The sequence below is a fragment of the Micromonospora sp. WMMA1998 genome (genome assembly GCF_027497375.1).
Taxonomy (GTDB): Bacteria; Actinomycetota; Actinomycetes; order Mycobacteriales; family Micromonosporaceae; genus Micromonospora; species Micromonospora sediminicola.
The window spans coordinates 5,635,360-5,654,329 of record NZ_CP114911.1 but is presented as its reverse complement, the minus strand read 5'-3'; the positions used below and the strand labels follow the sequence as shown (position 1 = coordinate 5,654,329).

Annotated in this window: 16 protein-coding genes; 5 read left to right on the top strand and 11 right to left on the bottom strand. The window is 73.7% G+C overall.

All coding sequences use genetic code 11. The annotated features are described in order from the left end of the window. Window positions 1-111 precede the first annotated feature (111 nt). The 4 genes from O7600_RS26320 to O7600_RS26305 form a co-directional block, all read right to left on the bottom strand. The gene (locus O7600_RS26320; RefSeq protein ID WP_281591112.1) at window positions 112-873 is read right to left on the bottom strand and encodes a gamma-glutamyl-gamma-aminobutyrate hydrolase family protein; all 762 of its coding nucleotides are present in this window, start codon (window positions 871-873) and stop codon (window positions 112-114) included. After that, a complete protein-coding gene (locus O7600_RS26315; RefSeq protein WP_281591111.1) occupies window positions 870-1,637 on the bottom strand; it encodes a 3-oxoacyl-ACP reductase in 768 nt (255 codons plus the stop codon). Before O7600_RS26315 ends, O7600_RS26320 begins: the two co-directional genes overlap by 4 nt. A gap of 5 nt (window positions 1,638-1,642) precedes the next feature. Next, window positions 1,643-2,998: an aldehyde dehydrogenase family protein gene (locus tag O7600_RS26310; protein ID WP_281591110.1), complete on the bottom strand. Its 1,356-nt coding sequence runs from the start codon at window positions 2,996-2,998 to the stop codon at window positions 1,643-1,645. A 143-nt stretch (window positions 2,999-3,141) separates the two neighbouring features. Further along, entirely contained in the window at window positions 3,142-4,506 is a 1,365-nt protein-coding gene (locus O7600_RS26305) for a glutamine synthetase family protein (protein ID WP_281591109.1), read from the bottom strand. An 88-nt stretch (window positions 4,507-4,594) separates the two neighbouring features. Between O7600_RS26305 and O7600_RS26300 the strand changes: the two genes are divergently transcribed. Next, on the top strand, window positions 4,595-5,767 hold the full coding sequence (locus O7600_RS26300) for a PQQ-dependent sugar dehydrogenase (RefSeq protein ID WP_281591108.1): 1,173 nt from the start codon (window positions 4,595-4,597) through the stop codon (window positions 5,765-5,767). Between the two features lie 48 nt (window positions 5,768-5,815). On the opposite strand, the gene O7600_RS26295 is transcribed toward O7600_RS26300, so the two are convergent. The 7 genes from O7600_RS26295 to pcaF all read right to left on the bottom strand — a co-directional run bounded on the left by O7600_RS26295 (window position 5,816) and on the right by pcaF (window position 14,651). Next, on the bottom strand, window positions 5,816-6,787 hold the full coding sequence (locus tag O7600_RS26295; protein ID WP_281591106.1) for an aldo/keto reductase: 972 nt from the start codon (window positions 6,785-6,787) through the stop codon (window positions 5,816-5,818). A gap of 155 nt (window positions 6,788-6,942) precedes the next feature. Then, window positions 6,943-8,505 carry an amino acid permease gene (locus O7600_RS26290; protein ID WP_281591105.1) on the bottom strand — a complete coding sequence of 521 codons (1,563 nt, stop codon included), beginning with the start codon at window positions 8,503-8,505 and terminating at the stop codon, window positions 6,943-6,945. 263 nt (window positions 8,506-8,768) lie between these two features. Beyond that, window positions 8,769-9,683 (bottom strand): UbiA family prenyltransferase, encoded by a 915-nt coding sequence (locus tag O7600_RS26285; RefSeq protein WP_281591104.1) that lies wholly within the window; start codon window positions 9,681-9,683, stop codon window positions 8,769-8,771. Window positions 9,684-9,764: 81 nt separating this feature from the next. After that, the gene (locus tag O7600_RS26280; RefSeq protein WP_281591103.1) at window positions 9,765-10,265 is read right to left on the bottom strand and encodes a DUF456 domain-containing protein; all 501 of its coding nucleotides are present in this window, start codon (window positions 10,263-10,265) and stop codon (window positions 9,765-9,767) included. 92 nt (window positions 10,266-10,357) lie between these two features. Next, window positions 10,358-12,508, bottom strand: coding sequence for an EAL domain-containing protein (locus O7600_RS26275; RefSeq protein WP_281591102.1), 2,151 nt, complete (start codon window positions 12,506-12,508; stop codon window positions 10,358-10,360). A gap of 4 nt (window positions 12,509-12,512) precedes the next feature. Next, the gene (locus tag O7600_RS26270; RefSeq protein WP_281594273.1) at window positions 12,513-13,331 is read right to left on the bottom strand and encodes an SAM-dependent methyltransferase; all 819 of its coding nucleotides are present in this window, start codon (window positions 13,329-13,331) and stop codon (window positions 12,513-12,515) included. 114 nt (window positions 13,332-13,445) lie between these two features. Next, window positions 13,446-14,651: a 3-oxoadipyl-CoA thiolase gene (gene pcaF / locus O7600_RS26265; RefSeq protein WP_281591101.1), complete on the bottom strand. Its 1,206-nt coding sequence runs from the start codon at window positions 14,649-14,651 to the stop codon at window positions 13,446-13,448. Window positions 14,652-14,762: 111 nt separating this feature from the next. Here pcaF and O7600_RS26260 point away from each other — a divergent pair, with 111 nt between their 5' ends. The 4 genes from O7600_RS26260 (at window position 14,763) to O7600_RS26245 (ending at window position 18,955) form a co-directional block, all read left to right on the top strand. Beyond that, window positions 14,763-15,728 carry a glutathione S-transferase C-terminal domain-containing protein gene (locus O7600_RS26260; RefSeq protein ID WP_281591100.1) on the top strand — a complete coding sequence of 322 codons (966 nt, stop codon included), beginning with the start codon at window positions 14,763-14,765 and terminating at the stop codon, window positions 15,726-15,728. Further along, the gene (locus O7600_RS26255) at window positions 15,721-16,389 is read left to right on the top strand and encodes a DUF998 domain-containing protein (protein WP_281591099.1); all 669 of its coding nucleotides are present in this window, start codon (window positions 15,721-15,723) and stop codon (window positions 16,387-16,389) included. The genes O7600_RS26260 and O7600_RS26255 overlap by 8 nt, the downstream gene beginning before the upstream one ends. Window positions 16,390-16,526: 137 nt before the next feature. Continuing rightward, complete coding sequence (locus tag O7600_RS26250; RefSeq protein ID WP_281594272.1) at window positions 16,527-17,810, top strand: dicarboxylate/amino acid:cation symporter; 1,284 nt, start codon at window positions 16,527-16,529, stop codon at window positions 17,808-17,810. A gap of 77 nt (window positions 17,811-17,887) precedes the next feature. Beyond that, on the top strand, window positions 17,888-18,955 hold the full coding sequence (locus tag O7600_RS26245) for an NADH:flavin oxidoreductase/NADH oxidase (RefSeq protein ID WP_281591098.1): 1,068 nt from the start codon (window positions 17,888-17,890) through the stop codon (window positions 18,953-18,955). Window positions 18,956-18,970: the final 15 nt, after the last annotated feature.

Here is an 18,970-nt window from a genome sequence, read left to right as displayed (position 1 = left end):
TCCGGCCATGTCCACGACGGCCGGCGTGGTTACGCCGACCGTCCCCGCCTACTACCCCGGCGGAGGAGCAACGTAACGCACCGGCACCGAAGGACGCTGGTTACCTCCGCCTCATCCTGACGTAACCGGCGGGCGGGGGCGAGTCGGGCGGGGCCCCGGGCCGGTCGGCTGTGATCTGCGCGACACCGCGGCCCGGACCAGCGCCGTGACCGGCCGAGGATCGGCCTCGTTCTCCGGATGCCACTGTACGCCGAGCACGAAGCGCCGCGCCGGGTCCTCCAGCGCCTCCACCACCCCGTCGTCGGCCCAGCCGGTGACCGCCAGGCCGCCAGGGTCGGCCACCGCCTGGTGATGGTACGAGTTGACCCGCTCCACGCCGGCCATCACGCTCGCGGCCCGGCTGCCCGGGGCGAAGCGCACCGGGTGCGACCCGTACACCCCGGGGGCCGGCCGGTGGCCGTCGTGGCCCACCACGTCCGGCAGGTGCTGGTGCAGGCTGCCGCCGTACGCGACGGCCAGCAGCTGCATCCCCCGGCACACGCCCAGCACCGGCAGGTCGGCGGCGAGCGCGGCGGTCAGCAGCGCCACCTCGCCGGCGTCGCGTTCCGGCCGGCTCTCGGTGCGCGGGTCGGGCGGCTGCCCGTAGCGCTCCGGGCCGACGTCCGCGCCGCCGGCCAGCAGCAGCCCGTCCAGCAGCCCGAGGACGTCGGCGTCGACGTCGTCCGGGGGCAGCACCACCGCCCGGCCGCCCGCCGCGGTCACCGCCCGGACGTACGCGTGCGGCACCAGCGTCGCCGGCACGTCCCGCCACACCGCCCAGCCGGCCGGCTCGACGTACGCGGTGACGCCGATGACCGGCCTTCGCCTCCTCATAGTGGAGTCACGTAGGCGCCGGTGATGCCGCCGTCGACCACGAACTGCGCGGCGGTCATGAACGAGGCGTCGTCGCTGGCCAGGAACGCCACCGCGGCGGCGATCTCGGTCGGGTCCCCGAACCGGCCCATCGGCACGTGCACGAGACGCCGGGCGGCCCGTTCCGGGTCCTTGGCGAACAGGTCCAGCAGCAGCGGCGTGGCCACCGGCCCGGGGCAGAGCGCGTTGACCCGGATGCCCTCGCGGGCGAACTGCACGCCCAGCTCCCGGGTCATCGCCAGCACCCCGCCCTTGCTCGCCGTGTACGCGATCTGCGACGTCGCGGCGCCCATCAGCGCCACGAACGAGGCGGTGTTGATGATCGAGCCCTTGCCCTGGCGGCGCATGTGCGGGATGACGTGCTTGCAGCACAGGTAGACGCTCGTGGTGTTGACCCGCAGCACCCGCTCCCAGGCGTCCAGCCCGGTCTCCAGGATGGAGTCGTCGTCGGGCGGGGAGATGCCGGCGTTGTGGAACGCGACGTCCACCCGGCCGTGCCGGTCCACCACGCCGTCGAAGAGGTCACGGACCGCCGTCTCGTCGGCCACGTCCGCGGCGACGAACTCCCCGTCCACCTCCCGCGCCGCCCGGGTGCCGGCGTCGGCGTCGATGTCCACGCAGACCACCCGGGCCCCCTCGGCGGCGAAGCGCCGCACGGTGGCGAGCCCGATGCCGCTGCCCGCGCCGGTCACCACGGCCACCCGGTCCTGAAGCCGTCCCTGCACTGTGATCACTCCTCGGTGCCGATGAACACGTTCTTGACGTCGGTGAAGGCGTGCAGCGCGTCCGGGCCCAGCTCGCGGCCGAGGCCGGAGCGTTTCATCCCGCCGAACGGGGTCCAGTAGCGCACCGAGGAGTGCGAGTTGACGCTGAGGTTGCCCGACTCCACCGCCCGGGCGACCCGGACAGCACGGCCCACGTCCCGGGTCCAGATCGAGCCGGAGAGGCCGTACTCGGTGTCGTTGGCGAGCCGGATCGCGTCCGCCTCGTCGTCGAACGCGAGCACCGAGACGACCGGGCCGAAGATCTCCTCCCGCCAGTGCCGGTCCGCCGGGGAGCCGGCGAGCAGCACGGTCGGGGCGTACCAGAAGCCGGGGCCGTCGGGGCACGAGCCGGTGAAGGCCACATCCGCGTCGTCGACGTACCCGGCGACCCGGTCCCGGTGCCCGGCGGAGATCAGCGGGCCCATCTCGGCGGTCTCGCGGGCCGGGTCCTCCACCCGGAACGCCCGCACGGCCGGTTCGAGCAGTTCCAGGAAGCGGTCGTACACCGGGCGTTGGACCAGGATCCGGGAGCGGGCACAGCAGTCCTGGCCGGCGTTGTCGAAGACCGCGGACGGCGCGGTGGCCGCCGCCTTCGCCAGTTCGGCGTCGGCGAAGACGATGTTCGCCGACTTGCCGCCCAGCTCCAGCGTCACCCGCTTCACCTGGGCGGCGCAGCCGGCCATGATCCGGGTGCCGACCTCGGTGGAGCCGGTGAAGCAGATCTTGCGGACCGCCGGGTGGGTGACGAACCGTTCGCCGACCACGCCGCCCGGCCCGGGCAGCACGGTGAACACGCCCTCGGGCAGCCCGGCGTCGCGGGCCAGCTCGGCCAGGCGCAGCGCGGTCAGCGGGGTCAGCTCGGCCGGCTTGAGCACCACCGTGTTGCCGGCCGCGAGCGCCGGGGCGAAGCCCCAACCGGCGATCGGCATCGGGAAGTTCCACGGCACGATCACCCCGACCACGCCGAGCGGCTCGTGGAACGTGACGTCGAGCCCGCCGGGCACCGGGATCTGCTGCCCGGTCAGCCGCTCCGGCGCGCCCGCGTAGTAGTCGAGCACGTCGCGGACGTTGCCGGCCTCCCAGCGCGCGTTGCCGATGGTGTGCCCGGCGTTGCGCACCTCCAGGAGAGCCAGCTCCTCGAGATGCGCGTCGACCTGGGCGGCGAACCGCCGCAGCAGCCGCCCCCGGTCCCCCGGCGCCACCCGACGCCACGACTCGAACGCGGCAGCCGCCCGAGCGATCGCGACATCCACGTCGTCGACGGAACACCCCGGAACAACCCCGATCCCCGCCCCGTCAACAGGCGAGATCACCTCACCCACGCCGTCCCCTCCCCTCAGCTCGGCGATCTTGCAGTTGCTGCCCCGGCGAAAGCCGCATCACGCCCACGTGGAGGGCCGCAAGTGCAAGATCGGCGTCGACAACGGCGGCGCAACGGCGAGGGCGAGGAAGGGTGGCGGCGGGGTCAGAGGCGTTCGAAGCCACGCCGCAGCTCCCAGTCCGTGACCGCGGCGTCGAAGGCGGCCAGCTCGACAGTCGCCTGGTTGGCGTAGTGGGCGGCCACCTCGTCGCCGAACGCCGCCCGGGCCACCTCCGAGCGCTGCCACAGGTCGAGGGCGTCGCGCAGCGTGCCCGGGACCCGCTCGGCCTCCGGGTCGTCGTACGCGTTGCCGGTGCACTCGTCCGCCAGCTCCAGCTCGTTCTCGATGCCGTGCACCGCGCCGGCCACCAGCGCGGCGATCGCCAGGTACGGGTTGACGTCCGCCCCCGGCACCCGGTTCTCCACCCGCATCCCCTGCCCGTGCCCGACCAGCCGCAGCGCGCAGGTGCGGTTGTCGGTGCCCCAGCGCAGCGCGGTCGGCGCGAACGAGCCCGGCTGGTAACGCTTGTAGGAGTTGATGTTCGGCGCGAACAGCAGGCTGAACTCGCGCATGGTGGCGAGCAGCCCGGCCAGCACCCGCTGACCGGTCACGCTCAGGTGCGCCGGCCCGTCACCCAGCATCGCCGACTTGCCGGCGGCGTCGCGCAGCGAGAAGTGGATGTGGCAGGAGTTGCCCTCCCGCTCGTTCGGCTTGGCCATGAACGTGATCGCCATGCCCTCCTGGGCGGCGATCTCCTTGGCGCCGTTCTTGTAGATGACGTGGTGGTCGGCACAGCGCACCGCCTCGTCGTAGCGGAAGGCGATCTCGTGCTGGCCGAGGTTGCACTCGCCCTTCGCGCTCTCCGGGGTGAGGCCGGCGGCGGCCATCTCGGTGCGGATGCGACGCAGCAGCGGCTCCACCCGCGCGGTGCCGAGCAGGGAGTAGTCCACGTTGTACTGGTTTGCCGGGGTCAGGTCACGGTAGCCGCGCGACCACGCCTCCTCGTACGAGTCGCGGTAGAGCACGAACTCCAACTCGGTGCCGGCGTAGGCGGTCAGCCCGTGCGCGGCCAGCCGGTCGAGCTGCCGGCGCAGGATCTGCCGGGGCGAGGCGACCACCGGGCCGGAGCCGTCCAGCCACTCCAGGTCGGCCAGCAGCAGCGCGGAGCCGGGCTGCCAGGGCATCCGGCGCAGCGTGTCCAGGTCGGGGCGCATGGCGAAGTCGCCGTAGCCGCGTTCCCAGCTCGACATCGCGTACCCGTCGACGGTGTTCATGTCCACGTCCACGGCGAGCAGGTAGTTGCACCCCTCGCTGCCGTTCGTGACCACCTGGTCGAGGAAGAACGGCGCGTGGAACCGCTTGCCCTGCAGGCGCCCCTGCATGTCGGTGAGCGCGAGCACCACCGTGTCGATCTCACCCTCGGTGACGGCGACCCGCAACTGTTCCAGCGAGAGCGGCGTTCTCTTCATCAGGGGGCCTCCATCACCAAGGTCTACTGGCAAACCGGATCACCGTCAATGCCCCGACGAGGTCGGGGGCGAAACGCCAGGAGTGCACATGCGTCGTCGGATCGTCGCGGCCGTCGCCGCCGTCCTCGTGATCGCACTGGGCGCCACCGACGCCCGCGCCGACCGGCAACCCGCCGCCGCGCCCGAGCGCCCCGCCGCCGCCGCCGGCGCGGTCGACCGGCGGCCGGTCCCGGTCGACCTGCGCGCCGTCGGTCGGCGGACCGTCGGATCCGGACCCGACCTGACCCGTCCCCGGGTGGTCGCCTCCGGGCTGGAGGTGCCGTGGGGCCTGGGCTTCCTGCCCGACGGCAGCGCGCTGGTGGCGCAGCGGAACCAGGGCACGATCCTGCGGATCCGTCCCGGCCGCCCGGCCCGGCAGGTCGCCCGGATCCCCGACGTGGTGGCCGGTGGCGAGGCGGGCCTGCTCGGGCTCGCGGTCTCCCCCACCTACCGCCGGGACCGCTGGGTCTACGCCTGCTACACCACCGCCACCGACATCCGGATCGTCCGGTTCCGGCTCCGGTCGGACCGGGCCCCGCAGGTGCTGGTCAGCGGCATCGCCCGGGCCACCTTCCACGACGGCGGGCGGATCGCGTTCGGGCCCGACGGCATGCTCTACGCCGGTGTCGGCGACGCCGGGGTGCCCGCCCGCTCCCAGGACCTGACCAGCCGCAACGGCAAGATCCTGCGGATCCGCCCGGACGGCCGGGTGCCGGCGGACAACCCGTTCCCCGGCTCGCCGGTCTACAGCTACGGCCACCGCAACGTGCAGGGGCTCGCCTGGGACCGGGCCGGCCGGCTGTTCGCCACCGAGTTCGGCCAGAGCACCTGGGACGAGGTGAACCGGATCGTGCCGGGCGGCAACTACGGCTGGCCGGTGGTCGAGGGCGTCGCCGGCGACCCCCGGTTCCGGGACCCGGTGGTCGTCTGGCCGCCCGCCCAGGCCTCACCGAGCGGCGCCGCGTTCAGCCGGGGCACGCTCTACGTGGCCGCGCTGCGCGGGACCCGGCTCTGGGCGATCCCGGTCGACGCCGCCGGCGACGTCGGCGTACCGGTGGCGGAGCTGGTCGGGACGTACGGCCGCCTGCGTACCGTGGCGGTGGCCCCCGACGGCGCGCTCTGGGTGACCACCAGCAACCGCGAGCCCCGCGGCGTCCCGCCGGCGCCCACCGACGACCGCATCATCCGCTTCCCGCCCACCCACCGCCGGCCCTCGGCCTGAGACCCCTGGGGTACGCGGACAGCCCGTCGGTCGCCGGTGGCGCCCAGGTCAGTAGCGGGTGCCGGCGGGTGCCGGCAGAGCGTCGAGTTCCGCCAGGTCGGTGTCGGTGAGCCGGAGCCGGGCGGCGGCGGCGTTCTCGTCGAGCCGGGTGCGGCGACGGGTGCCGGGGATCGGCACGACGTGGTCGCCCTGGGCCAGGGTCCAGGCGAGGGCCACCTGTCCGGCGGTGGCGTGGTGCCGGGCGGCGATGGCTTCGACCCGGTCGACGAGGGCGAGGTTGGCGGCGCGGTTGTCCTGGTGGAAACGGGGCAGGCGGCCGCGGAAGTCGTCGGCGGCGAAGACGGTGTCCCGGTACCGGCCGGTGAGGAATCCGCGGCCGAGCGGGGAGAACGGCACGAACGCGGCACCGTGGCGGACGCACCAGTCGAGGCTGGTGGTGAGGTGGTCGCGGGTCCACAGGGACAGTTCCGACTGGACGGCGCTGATCGGGTGTACGGCGTGGGCGCGGTCGAGCTGGTCGACGGTGAACTCGGAGACCCCGAGGGCACGGGCCTTGCCGGCGGCGACCATCTCGGCCATGGCGCCGATGCTGTCCTCGACGGGGACGTTCGGGTCGGGCCGGTGCAGGTAGTACAGGTCGACGTGGTCGACTCCGAGCCGGCGCAGGGACGCGTCGATGGCCTGCCGCAGGTGTTCGGGCCGGCCGTCCTGCACGATGGGGAAGTTGTCCCCCTCGGTGTCGGTGACGACGTTGCCGCCCTTGGTGGCGAGGACGACCTCGTCGCGCCGGCCGGCGACGGCCCTGCCGACGACCTCCTCGTTGGTGAAGGGGCCGTACATGTCGGCGGTGTCCAGGAAGGTGACCCCGAGGTCGAGAGCGTGGCCGATGACCTGGTCCGGGTCCTCCGCCCCGGGGTCGTCACCGTAGGCCCAGGTCATACCCATGCAGCCGAGTCCGACGGCGCCGACGGTGGGCCCGTCGGTCCAGAGCTGCCGGGTGGGGATGGTGTCGGTGGTCATCCGTCTCTCCTCAGGTTCACGCCCCGGTCGGTGCGGGCCGCCTCCGGTTCCGGTCGTCGAAGCCGACGTTACGAGTTCGAGCGCACTCGAAGGCAACCTGTCGGCCCGGCGGTCCCGTCCACCGACCGCCGCCGCACGACCCGCGCGCGACGGGGTCAGGCCGGCGGGGTGGGAGCCTGCTCCTCGACCGTACGACGGGGGCCGGTGAACCACTTGCGGGCCGAGGCGTACCACCAGATCGCGACGCCGAGCAGCACGCCACCGATCGCCAGCGGGGCGTAGTTCACCGCGGTCCAGGAGAAGTCGGGGTGGCCCGGCACGCCGGCCGGGACGATCGGCAGCACGAAGTAGACCGAGATGATCGCGATCTCCACCACCGCGATCCAGCCGAGCAGCCGGTAGCGCCGGCCGAGCGTCCACGGCCCCGGGGTGAACCGGTCCCCCATCCGCAGGCGCAGGAAGATCGGGATGATGAAGGACAGGTAGAGCCCGATCACCGCCACCGACACCACCGCGTAGAACGCGACCGGTATGCCGCCGCGCTGGTAGAGCGCGGGCAACGTGAGCACCAGCCCGGCCAGCGTGGCGCCGATGATGGCGTTCACCGGCGTGCCGTTGCGGTTCACCCTCGACCACAGCCGCCAGCCCGGCACCGCCCGGTCCCGGCTGAACGCGTACGCCATCCGCGACATCGAGGTCACGCAGCTCATCCCGCAGAAGAACTGCCCGATGGTGGAGATGATGATGACGGCCTTGAAGAAGAACGGCGTCAGCGCGGTCTCGAAGATCGCCCCGGAGAAGCCGCCCGCTTCGTTGATCGCGTCCACGTCGGTGGCCGCGAACAGGAACGCCAGCAGCAGGATCCAGCCGCCGACCGCGGAATAGAAGATCGACCGCCAGAGCCCCTGCGCGGCCGCCTTGGACGCGCCGCGCGTCTCCTCGGAGACGTGGGCGCAGGCGTCGAAGCCGGTGATCGTGTACTGCGTGAGCAGGAAGCCCAGCGGCAGGATGTAGAACCAGAACGCCAGCCCGCCGGTGTCCCCGTCGCCGAAGCCGGAGTTGTTGAACCGCTCGGTGAACACGAAGCGGAAGCTCTGGTGGTCGTCCGGGACCAGGACCAGGATCAGCACCACCGCGGCCGCGCCGGCCACGTGCCACCAGACCGAGACGTTCTGGAGTACGTCGATGACGTGGTGCCCGTAGATGTTGATCAGCCCGTGCAGGGCCAGGATCACCACGAACAGCCCGAACGTCTGGTGGCCGGTGCCGGCCCAGCCGTCGAACAGCGCCGAGAGCGTCAGGTTGAGGAACGTGGCGCAGCCGTAGTCGACCGAGGCGGTCACCGCGACCAGCCCGATCAGGTTGAGCCAGCCCGTGAACCAGCCGTGCACCGGCCGGCCCATGGTCGCCGCCCACCAGTAGATCCCGCCCGCGGTGGGGTACGCCGAGACCAGCTCGGCCAGGCAGAACCCGATGATCAGGATGAACAGCGAGATCAGCGGCCAGCCCCAGGAGACCGCGACCGGGCCGCCGTTGTTCCACGCCTGGCCGAACGTGGTGAAGCAGCCGGCCAGGATCGAGATGATGGAGAACGAGATGGCGAAGTTGGAGAAGCCGCTCCACTTGCGACGCAACTCCTGCTTGTAGCCGAGTTCGGCGAGTCGTCGGGCGTCGTCGTCCATCGGTTGCTCGGCGGTCGGCGCGGGCGTCGTGGCCACTGCACACCTCCTCGAGGCGAAGTCCCCGTACGAGTGCTCGCAGTCTGCTCCCGCCGATCAAGGTGGTCAATACGTGTCCCGGGTAATTGCGTTGTCCCCGCTTCCCGTGCGGGGCATGCTTGAAGCCGTGACCAGGCCCGACCCGACGGGCCGGCGCCGGGCGCTCGGCAACGCCCGGTCCGCGGCGGCGCGCGGCGTCCACCTCTCTCTCACTGATGTACGGCGATCCGCCGTACCCCCGGACGCCCCGCGCCGCCGCACTCTCACGTCCGGCCGACGGCGATCCAGGCGGTCAGGAAGTCGGCGGCCGGCACCGCGAAGAGCAGGCAGACCCCGGCCAGCCGGGCGATGGTGGGCCGCCGGACGGCGACGGCGTAGCCGGCGACCAGCACCGGCGCCCACAGGTCCTGAAGGAGCCACGACTCCCGCCGGACCAGCAGGTCGAGGTGGCAGACCGCGAGCCACACCACGGTCGCCGCCGACCAGAGGACCAGGCCGGCCCGCCGGCACGCCCGGGCACCCCAGCGCACCGCCGCCGTGACGTCCCCGGCGACGCGGTCGGCGGCGACGTCCAGCACGGTCGTCGGCGGGTAGAGCGCGGCGACCAGGAACAGGCCCAGCAGCGCCACGAGGAGCGGGTAGCCGGTGACCGGCCGGTGCAGGGACCAGCCGGCCAGTGGCGCGAGGACCCCGACGGCGAGGGCGTTGGCGGCGACGTCCAGGCCCGGCCGGGTCTTCAGTCGCACCGGCGGCGCGCTGTAGAGCCACCCGAGCAGCAGCACGACCGCCGTGCCGAGGGCGAAGGCCGGTCCGACCGCCGTGGCGGCGAGTACGAGCGCCGCGAGCGCGGCACCGTGGTGCCAGCGCATCAGATCGGCCGCGGTGAGCAGGCCGGTGACCAGCGGAGCGCCGGCCTTGCGCGGGTTCCGCCGGTCGCTGGGCAGGTCGTACCGGTCGTTGACGGCGAGCACGGCGGTCCAGAGCAACGGCCCGAGCACCACCAGGGCGGCCAGCGACCTCGGCAGCGTCGCCGCCGGCGGCAGCCAGCGGTGGGTGGCGAGCACCGAGCCGGCGTACGCGGCGGCCCAGCCGAGCGGCCAGAACCACGGACGCGACAGGAGCAGCAGCGCCCGGGCCCGGGCCGTTCGCGCGCCGGCGGCAGGGCGGAGGAGAACCATGCCACCGACGCTAGGAATCCGCCCGGCCGACGGCCTCCCGCCGGCGAGCCAGGGCGCTCCCCCGCGACGGGGAACCGCCGGTCAGGCGAACAGCAGGCCCGCCACCCAGAGCGCGGCGATCACCAGGCCGGCGAAGAACTCGACGAGCATGGACAGCCCGGCCGCCTTGAGCGCCTGCACCGTCGCCGGCCAGGCCAGCTGGTTGCTGCCCAGCCGCAGCCGCTCCGCGCCCCAGATGCCACCGACGAAGCCGATCGGCAGACCGACCACCGGGATCACGAAGAACCCGACCAGGCCGAGCAGTCCGCCGGCCAGCAGCGACGACGTGGGTACGCCGGTGCGCTTGAGGTTCCGCCCCGGCCAGAGGTACTTGACCACGGTGCCGCCGGCGGCGACCACGGTGGCGGCGGCGAGCACCGCCCAGCGGCCCGGGCCGGCGTCGGCGAAGATCGCCCAGACCAGCACGCCGCCCCAGCACAGCGGCAGCGCCGGCAGCCCCGGCACCACCACCCCGGCCAGGCCGGCCAGGATCGCCAGCGCGGCCACCACCGACACCACTGCCTGCGAATCGCTCAGACTCACGGGTTCTCTCTCTTCTCTGCACAGACGCTGCCTGATCGAGGTGTTAAGCGGGGGCCCCGCCTCTACCGGAGGCGTTAACAGGGGGCCCTTCCTTACCCCTCCAGGCGGGCGCGGATGCCGTCGGCGGGCATGGGGGCGCCGAACAGGCGGCCCTGCCCGGTGTCGCAGCGCAGCGCCCGCAACCGTTCGGCCTGCACCTCGGTCTCCACCGCCTCGGCCGTCACCGACAGCTCCAGCGCGTGGGCCAGCCGGACCAGCGCGTCGACGATCCGCTCGTCCCGGTGGTCGGCGACCGCGTCCGCGCCGTCGCCCCGGATCCCCTCGACGAACGGGCCGGCCAGCTTGACGCAGTGGATCGGCAGCCGGCGCAGGTACGCCAGGTTCGAGTAGCCGGTGCCGAAGTCGTCGATGGCCAGCCGCAGCCCGAGGTCGGCGAGCTGGTGCAGGGCACGCAACGGCTCGCCCGCGCTGCCCATCACCGCGCTCTCGGTCAGCTCCAGTTGGAGCAGCGCGGCGGGCAGCCCGGTGTGCTGCAACGCCTCGGCCACGGTCTCCACGATGGCCGGGTCGTCGGCCTGCCGGGCGGCCAGGTTGACGCTCACCACCGGCGTGGTCGACGGGAACGCGCGCCGCCAGCTCTCCGCGTCCCGGCATGCCTGGCGCAGCACCCAGGCGCCGAGCCGGACGATCAGGCCGGTCTCCTCGGCCAGGCCGATGAACCGGTCCGGCCCGAGCAGCCCCAGCTCCGGGTGCTGCCAGCGGACCAGCGCCTCGACCGCCACCATCGTGCCGTCCAGCAGGGACACGATCGGCTGGTAGTGCAGGACGAACTCGCCCCGGTCCAGCGCGGCCGGCAGGTTCGACGCCAGCGAGGAGCGGGCGATGTCGGCGGCGCTGCGCTCCGGGTCGTACACCGCCCAGCGGCCCCGCCCCTCGGCCTTGGCCCAGTAGAGCGTGGTGTCCGCGGCCTTCATCAGCTCCGCGACGCTGGTCTCCGCCGCCAGGCACTCCACGATGCCGATGCTGGCCGAGACGGCGAGCTGCTGGTCGCCCACGTGCACCGGCGCGGAGACCGCGGCCAGGGCCAGCTCGGCCACCTCCACCGCGTCGTCGATGCCGCCGTCGGAGTCGACCAGGATGACGAACTCGTCCCCGCCCATCCGGGCCACCAGGTGCCCCCGACCGGCCACGCAGTCGCTCAGCCGCCGGGCGATCACCTTGAGCAGCCGGTCGCCCAGGTCGTGGCCGAGGCTGTCGTTGACCGCCTTGAAGCCGTCCAGGTCGATGAAGCAGAGCCCGACGCGCTGCTCCGGCCCGGCCGCGTCGAAGACGTCGCCCAACGTCTCGAAGAACAGCGTCCGGTTGGGCAGCCCGGTCAGCGGGTCGTGCAACGCCTGGAAGCGCAGTCGTTGCTGCAGCTCGTACCGCTGGGTGATGTCCTCGATCATGGCGACGGTGAAGCGGGGACGGCCGTCGTCGTAGCGGATGAGCGAGACGGCCAGGTCGGTCCAGACCACGCTGCCGTCCTTGCGGTAGTAGCGCTTCTCCACCCGGGCGCTGTCCCGCTTGCCCTCGATCAGCTCCTGGTAGACCTCCCACATGCCGGCCGCGTCGTCGGCGTGGAACAACGCGGCCACGTTCATCCGCCGCAATTCGCCGACGGTGTAGCCGAGCATGTCCGCGAAGGACTGGTTCACCTCGATGATCTGCCCGCCGACGCCGGCGATGCCGATGCCGATGGCCGCGCCGGTGAAGACCGCCCGGAAGCGTGCCTCGCTGTCCCGCAGCGCCTGCTCCACGGTGTCCCGGGCCTGCCAGGCGGAACGGGCGATCCGCTCCTGCTGGCTGAACACCCGGTCGCGCAGGGCCCGGGCGAACCCGGCGGCGAGCGCGCCCTGCAACAGCGCGACCCGTTCCCGCAGCTCGGGTGACTCCTCCCGGGCCGGCAGCACCCAGGGCAGGAACCGGTCGCCGAGGGCCTGCACCGACCAGTCGAGCACGCCGGGCTCGGTGAGGTGCGCCTCGACCAGGGCACGCCCGACCTCCTCCGCCGGTCGGGCGGAGAAGGTCGGGGCGAGCAACGCCCGGCCCAGCCGCTCGGTGAGCGGCACCAGCAGACGCTCGGTCTCGACCGCGCTCAGCGGCACGAACCCGATGCGGCGCACCGCGCGAGCCCACTCGGCGGCGTACGCGGCGGCGCCGGGCCTGCTGACGTCTCCCCCGTCGGTCTCCGGGGCGCCCACGGGTTCAGCCGTCGGTGCGGTCGTGCCGGGCCACGCCGCCGAACGCCCCGAAACGTTCCGGGTGCTCGTCCACGTCGGACGGCGAGTCGGGCCGCCACAGCGGCATGTGCACCACGCCCGGTTCGAGGATCGTCCAGTCGCCGAAGAAACCGGTGATCTCGGCCCGCGAGCGGAGCGTGATCTCGGTGGCGGTACGCGCCGACAGCCGCTGCGCGTCGAGCATCTCCTGCGGCTGGTCCTCGAACGTGGAGTGCGACACGACCAGGAAGCTGCCCGGCGCGGCGGCCGCCCGCAGGGTGGCCAGGATGTCGGCCGGGCGGTCCGCGTCGGGGATGAAGTGCACCACGCCGGCGAGCAGGATGCCCAGCGGCCGGTCGAAGTCGATCAGGCCGCTGGCCCGGGCTTGGTCCAGGATCAGCTTCGGCTCCCGCAGGTCGGCCAGGATCGCGGTGGCCCGGTCGTTGCCGGCCAGCAGCTCGTGGCTGTGCGCCACCGCGACCGGGTCGATGTCCACGTAGACGATGCGGGCCTGCGCGTCGGCCGCCTGGGCCACCTCGTGCACGTTGCCCACGGTGGGAATGCCGGAACCGATGTCGAGGAACTGGTCGATGCCGGCGTCGAGCAGCACCCGGACGGCCCGGCGCAGGAACTCCCGCCCGGAACGCATGGTGGCCGCCAGGTTCGGCGTCATGGCGGCGATCTGCTCGGCGAGCTGCCGGTCGATCTCGAAGTTGTGCGCGCCGCCGAGGAAGTAGTCGTAGACCCGGGCGGCGCTCGGCCGGGTCAGGTCGATCTCGGCGGGAAGTCCGTCCGGCGTCTGCATCGCTCGGTCCCCCAGGTCGTTCGCCGCCACGAGGCGGATCATGTGGTCCAGCCCACTCTAGGCGCGGACGACCAGCAACGGGAGATCCACCGGGGGCGATGCCGCCGGCCGGGCTCAGTCGGCCGACTCCAGCAGCATCGAGATGCCCTGCCCGACGCCGACGCACATGGTCGCCAACGCCCGCCGGCCGCCCCGCCGCCGCAGCTCCAGCGCGGCGGTCAACGCCAGCCGGGCGCCGCTGGCGCCCAGCGGGTGGCCCAGCGCGATCGCGCCGCCGTTCGGGTTGACGTGCTCGGCGTCCTCGGGCAGGCCCAGCTCCCGCAGCACGGCCACGGACTGCGCGGCGAACGCCTCGTTCAGCTCCACCACGTCGACGTCGGCCAGGTCGACGCTGTGACGGTCGAGCAGCTTCCGGGTGGCCGGGACCGGACCGATCCCCATGATCCGCGGCGGTACGCCGGCCGCCGCCGCGCCGCGTACCCGGGCCAGCGGGGTGAGGCCGTAGCGGTCGACGGCGGCCGCGGAGGCGACCAGCAGCGCGACCGCGCCGTCGTTGACGCCGGAGGAGTTGCCGGCGGTCACCGTCCCGCCGGACCGGAACGGGGTGGGCAGCGCGGCCAGCTTCGCAAGTGTCGTCTCCCGCGGGTGCTCGTCGACCTCGACCAGCTTCGTCTCCCGCCTGCCGGCCGGCACGGTGACCGGCACGATCTCGTCGGCCAGCCGGCCGTCGGCCTGCGCCTTCGCGGCCCGCTGCTGCGAGCGGTACGCGAACGCGTCCTGCGCCGCCCGGTCGACGCCGTACTCGGCGGCCACGTTCTCCGCCGTCTCCGGCATCGAGTCGATGCCCCACCCGCGCTCCATCAGCGGGTTCACCAGCCGCCAGCCGATGGTGGTGTCGTAGACCTCGGCGGTGCGGGCGAACGGGGTGGCCGCCTTCGGCAGCACGAACGGCGCGCGGCTCATGCTCTCCACGCCGCCGGCCACCAGCAGGTCGGCCTCGCCGGCCACGATCGCCCGGGCGGCGGTGGCGAGCGCGTCCAGGCCGGACCCGCAGAGCCGGTTCACGGTGCTGCCCGGCACCTCCTGCGGCAGGCCGGCGAGCAGCGCGGCCATCCGCGCCACGTTGCGGTTGTCCTCGCCGGCCTGGTTGGCGCAGCCGAGGATCACGTCGTCGGTGCGGGCCCAGTCGACGGACGGGTGGCGCGTCACCAGCTCGCGGACGACGTGCGCGGCCAGGTCGTCGGGGCGGACCCCGGCGAGGGCGCCGGCGTACCGGCCGATCGGGGTGCGAACTCCGGCAACGAGGTAGGCCACGGTCATCGCGCGCACGTCCTTCGGGGGTGGGAAGGGGGTCGGTCGGCGGGTCGCCCGCCGGGTCACGGGGGCACCCGGCGCCAGGATATCCGCGCCCGGAGCGGATAGGTTGGCGGCATGGCCGGGGCCCAGTTCAGCGCAGAGACCAGCGGCGGCGGCGCGTTCGTCCGCCAACCCAACCGGTTCACCGGGCGGGTCACCCCGCACTCCACCTCGCCGGAGGGCGGCGGGCCGGACGAGCAGGGGCGGTGGCCGCTGGAGGCCGGCCGGTACCGGCTGGTCTGGTGCCGGGCCTGCCCGTGGGCGCACCGGGCCCGGATCGTGCGCAGCCTGCTCGGCCTGGACGAGGTGATCTCGCTGGGCACCGTGGACCCGATCCGGGACGAGCGCGGGTGGCGGTTCGCCCTCGACCCGGACGGCTTCGACCCGGTGCTGGGCATCGGTTTCCTCTCCGACGCCTACCTCGCCACCGATCCCGACTACACCGGCCGGGTGACCGTGCCGGCGCTGGTCGACACGCTCACCGGGCGGATCGTCACCAACGACTACCCGCAGCTCACGCTCGACCTCTCCACCGAGTGGCGACGGTTCCACGCCCCGGACGCGCCGGACCTCTACCCGGTCGAGCTGCGCCCGGAGATGGACGTGCTGATGGCGGAGATCCACCGGGACGTCAACAACGGCGTCTACCGGTGCGGCTTCGCCACCTCGCAGGAGGCGTACGACGAGGCGTTCACGGCGCTGTTCGCCCGGCTGGACGCGTTGGGCGAGCGGCTGGCCGGGCGGCGCTACCTGATGGGGGACGCGATCACCGAGGCGGACGTCCGGCTGTTCACCACGCTGGTCCGCTTCGACGTGGCCTACCACGGGCACTTCAAGTGCAACCGGCACAAGCTGACCGAGATGCCGGTGCTCTGGGCCTACGCCCGGGACCTGTTCCAGACCCCCGGCTTCGGCGAGACGGTGGACTTCGACCACATCAAGCGGCACTACTACGCCACCCACGACATGATCAACCCGACCCGGATCGTGCCGCTCGGTCCGGACCTGTCCGGCTGGACCACGCCGCACGGGCGTGGCTGACCGCACCTCGCGCCGGGTCGCCGCCGGGTCCGCCGCCGCCTGCCTGGTGGCCGGCGTGGTCGCGGTCACGGTCGCGCTGGTAGCAGGTCCCGGTCCGGGCCTGACCGGGTACGTCAGCGAGGCCGGCGTCACCGACAGCGGGTACGCCGGGACGTACCGGATCGGGGTCTTCGCCCTGGCCGCGGCGCTGCTGCTGCTCGCCGCGGCGCTGCCGCCGGCGGTGCGCGCGGCGCCCGGGCTGCTCGGGACCGGCGCCGTCGCCACGGTGCTCTCCGGCGCGGTCACGTGCAGCACCGGCTGCCCGCTGCCGCCGTTCGAGGCCGCCACGGTGGCCGACCTGGTGCACGGCGGGGCCAGCATCGCGGCGACCGCCGCGGTGGTCTTCGCCATGCTGGCGGTGCTGCTCTCCCCCGCGGCCGGTACGGCGTTGCGGCGGGTCGCGGCGCTCGGCGCGGCGCTGGCGCTGCCGCTGTCCGGCGCGGTCGGGCTGGCCATGCTCCTGGTCGGGCGGGGCGCGCTGGTGGGGGTGCTGGAGCGGGTGCTGCTGGGGGTGGTCGCGGCGTGGGGTCTGGGCACCGCCCTCCTCTGCGGGTGTAAGGGGCCTCACGGGAAGCGGTCCTTCCATCCACGGCGCGACGGGAGTAGCGTCGGCCGGCGATGACCAATGTCTGGTGCCTCACCGAGCGCCTGTACGTCGACCTCCGACGGCAGGCCAGCGGCGTCTGTCCGGCGTAGCTCCGCTCCCGCGACGCCCCCTTCCCGCCCAGACTCCTTGGACGCATCCTCATGGCTTCCGCCCTGCGCAAAATTCCCTTCTCCGTGCAGATCCTGCTCGGCCTCGTCCTCGGCGTGGCGCTCGGCTTCCTCGCCCGCGCCAACGACCTCGCCTGGCTGACCAGCACCCTCGACACCGTCGGCGGCCTCTTCGTCCAGCTCCTCAAGCTGGCCGTGCCGCCGCTGGTCTTCACCGCCATCGTGGTCAGCGTGGTCAGCCTGCGCGGCGTGGCCAACGCCGCCCGGCTGGCCGTCAAGACGCTGCTCTGGTTCGGCATCACCGCGCTGATCGCGGTGAGCCTCGGCATCGGCCTCGGCCTGCTCACCAACCCCGGTCGGGGCGTCAACCTGGACCCGGCCGGCGCCACCGCGCCGAAGACCACCGGCTCCTGGATCGACTTCCTCACCGGCATCGTGCCGACCAACCCGGTCGGCGCGTTCGTCGAGGGCAACGTCCTGCAGATCGTCTTCCTCGCCCTGGTCGTGGGCGCGGCCGCGCTGCTCGTCGGGGATGCCGCCGAACCGTTCGTGTCGCTCAACCGGGCGGTGCTCACCATCGTGCAGAAGGCGCTCTGGTGGGTCATCCGGCTCGCCCCGCTCGGCACCCTCGGCCTGATCGGCAACGCCGTCGCCTCGTACGGCTGGGACCTGCTGGCCCCGCTCGCGAAGTTCACCACCGCCGTCTACGTCGGCTGCGCCCTGGTGCTGTTCGTGGTCTACCCGGCGCTGCTCGCCGGCGCCGGCCGGCTCAACCCGGTGCGCTTCTTCGCCGGCGCCTGGCCCGCCATCCAGCTCGCCTTCGTGTCCCGCTCCTCGGTGGGCACCATGCCGGTGACCCAGCGCTCGGTGGAGCGCCTCGGCGTCCCCCGCGAGTACGCCTCCTTCGCCGTGCCGTTCGGCGCCACCACGAAGATGGACGGCTGCGCCGCCATCTACCCGGCGCTGGCCGCGATCTTCGTGGCGCAGGTGTTCGGCGTCGACCTCGGTGTCACCGACTACCTGCTGATCGCGTTCGTCTCGGTGGTCGGCTCGGCCGCCACCGCCGGCCTGACCGGCGCGATCGTCATGCTCACGCTGACCCTGAGCACGCTGGGCCTGCCGCTGGCCGGCGCCGGCCTGCTGCTGGCCATCGACCCGATCCTGGACATGATGCGGACCGCCACCAACGTGGCCGGGCAGGCCGTGGTGCCGACCATCGTGGCCGCCCGCGAGGGCACGCTCGACCGGGCCGCGTACGACTCCGCCGGCAAGCGGGACCTGGTCGAGCCGGTCGAGCCGGCCGAGCGCCTCGTTCCCGTACCCGCCTGAGCATCCTGATCCGGGTGCGTTCCTGGTCGCCGCGGCGACGAGGGACGCACCCGGTTCCACGACCCGAGGAGAACCGCATGAGCGCCCTGTTCACGCCGCTCGCCCTGCGCGGCGTCACGCTGCCCAACCGGATCGCGATGGCGCCGATGTGCCAGTACAGCGCCGGCCCGGACGGCCTGCCCACCGACTGGCACCGCGTCCACCTCGGCTCCCGGGCCGTCGGCGGCGCCGGGCTGGTGCTCAGCGAGGCGACCGCCGTGGTCCCCGAGGGGCGGATCACCCCGCAGGACGTCGGGCTCTGGTCCGACGCGCACGTCGACGCGTGGCGGCCGGTCACCGCGTTCGTCGCCGGCCGGGGCGCGGTGCCGGCGGTGCAGCTCGCGCACGCCGGGTTCAAGGCCTCGACGTACCGGCCGTGGGCGCCGCGCCAGGGCGGCGTGCCGGACGCCGACGGCGGCTGGACGCCGGTCGGCCCGGGCGGCGACCCGTTCGTCCCCGACTACCGCACGCCCGCCGCGCTGGACGAGGCCGGCATCGCCGCCGTGGTGACCGCCTTCGCCACCGCCGCCCGGCGGGCGCTGGACGCCGGCTTCGCCGCGGTGGAGATCCACGCGGCGCACGGCTACCTGCTGCACGAGTTCCTCTCCCCGCTGACCAACCGCCGAGCCGACGGCTACGGCGGCGACCGGGCCGGCCGGATGCGGTTCACCCTGGAGGTGGCCCGCGCGGTCCGCGCCGCGGTCGGCGAGGCCGTGCCGGTGCTGACCCGCATCTCCGCCACCGACTGGACCGCCGGCGGCTGGACGATCGAGGACAGCGTGGTGCTCGCCGGCGAGTTGGCGGCGGCCGGCGTGGACCTGGTCGACACCTCCTCCGGTGGCGCGGCGGCCCGGGCCTCCGTCCCGGTCGGCCCCGGCTACCAGGTGCCGCTGGCCGCCCGGATCCGCCGCGAGGCCGGCGTGCCCACCGGCGCGGTGGGCCTGATCGTGGAGCCCGAGCAGGCCGAGCAGATCGTCGCCGGCGGTGAGGCGGACCTGGTGCTGCTGGGCCGGGAACTGCTCCGCGACCCGTACTGGCCGCGCCGCGCCGCCGCCAAGCTCGGCGCCACCCCGTCCTGGCCCGACCAGTACGTCCGGGCCTTCTGACGCCACCCGTCCGCC

Excerpts from the sequence above, each read along its gene's own strand:
- O7600_RS26320 (WP_281591112.1), bottom strand. The coding sequence starts at position 873 with ATGAGGAGGCGAAGGCCGGTCATCGGCGTCACCGCGTACGTCGAGCCG.
- O7600_RS26305 (WP_281591109.1), bottom strand. The coding sequence starts at position 4,506 with ATGAAGAGAACGCCGCTCTCGCTGGAACAGTTGCGGGTCGCCGTCACC.
- O7600_RS26300 (WP_281591108.1), top strand. The coding sequence starts at position 4,595 with ATGCGTCGTCGGATCGTCGCGGCCGTCGCCGCCGTCCTCGTGATCGCA.
- O7600_RS26295 (WP_281591106.1), bottom strand. The coding sequence starts at position 6,787 with ATGACCACCGACACCATCCCCACCCGGCAGCTCTGGACCGACGGGCCC.
- O7600_RS26285 (WP_281591104.1), bottom strand. The coding sequence starts at position 9,683 with ATGGTTCTCCTCCGCCCTGCCGCCGGCGCGCGAACGGCCCGGGCCCGG.
- O7600_RS26270 (WP_281594273.1), bottom strand. The coding sequence starts at position 13,331 with ATGCAGACGCCGGACGGACTTCCCGCCGAGATCGACCTGACCCGGCCG.
- pcaF (WP_281591101.1), bottom strand. The coding sequence starts at position 14,651 with ATGACCGTGGCCTACCTCGTTGCCGGAGTTCGCACCCCGATCGGCCGG.
- O7600_RS26260 (WP_281591100.1), top strand. The coding sequence starts at position 14,763 with ATGGCCGGGGCCCAGTTCAGCGCAGAGACCAGCGGCGGCGGCGCGTTC.
- O7600_RS26245 (WP_281591098.1), top strand. The coding sequence starts at position 17,888 with ATGAGCGCCCTGTTCACGCCGCTCGCCCTGCGCGGCGTCACGCTGCCC.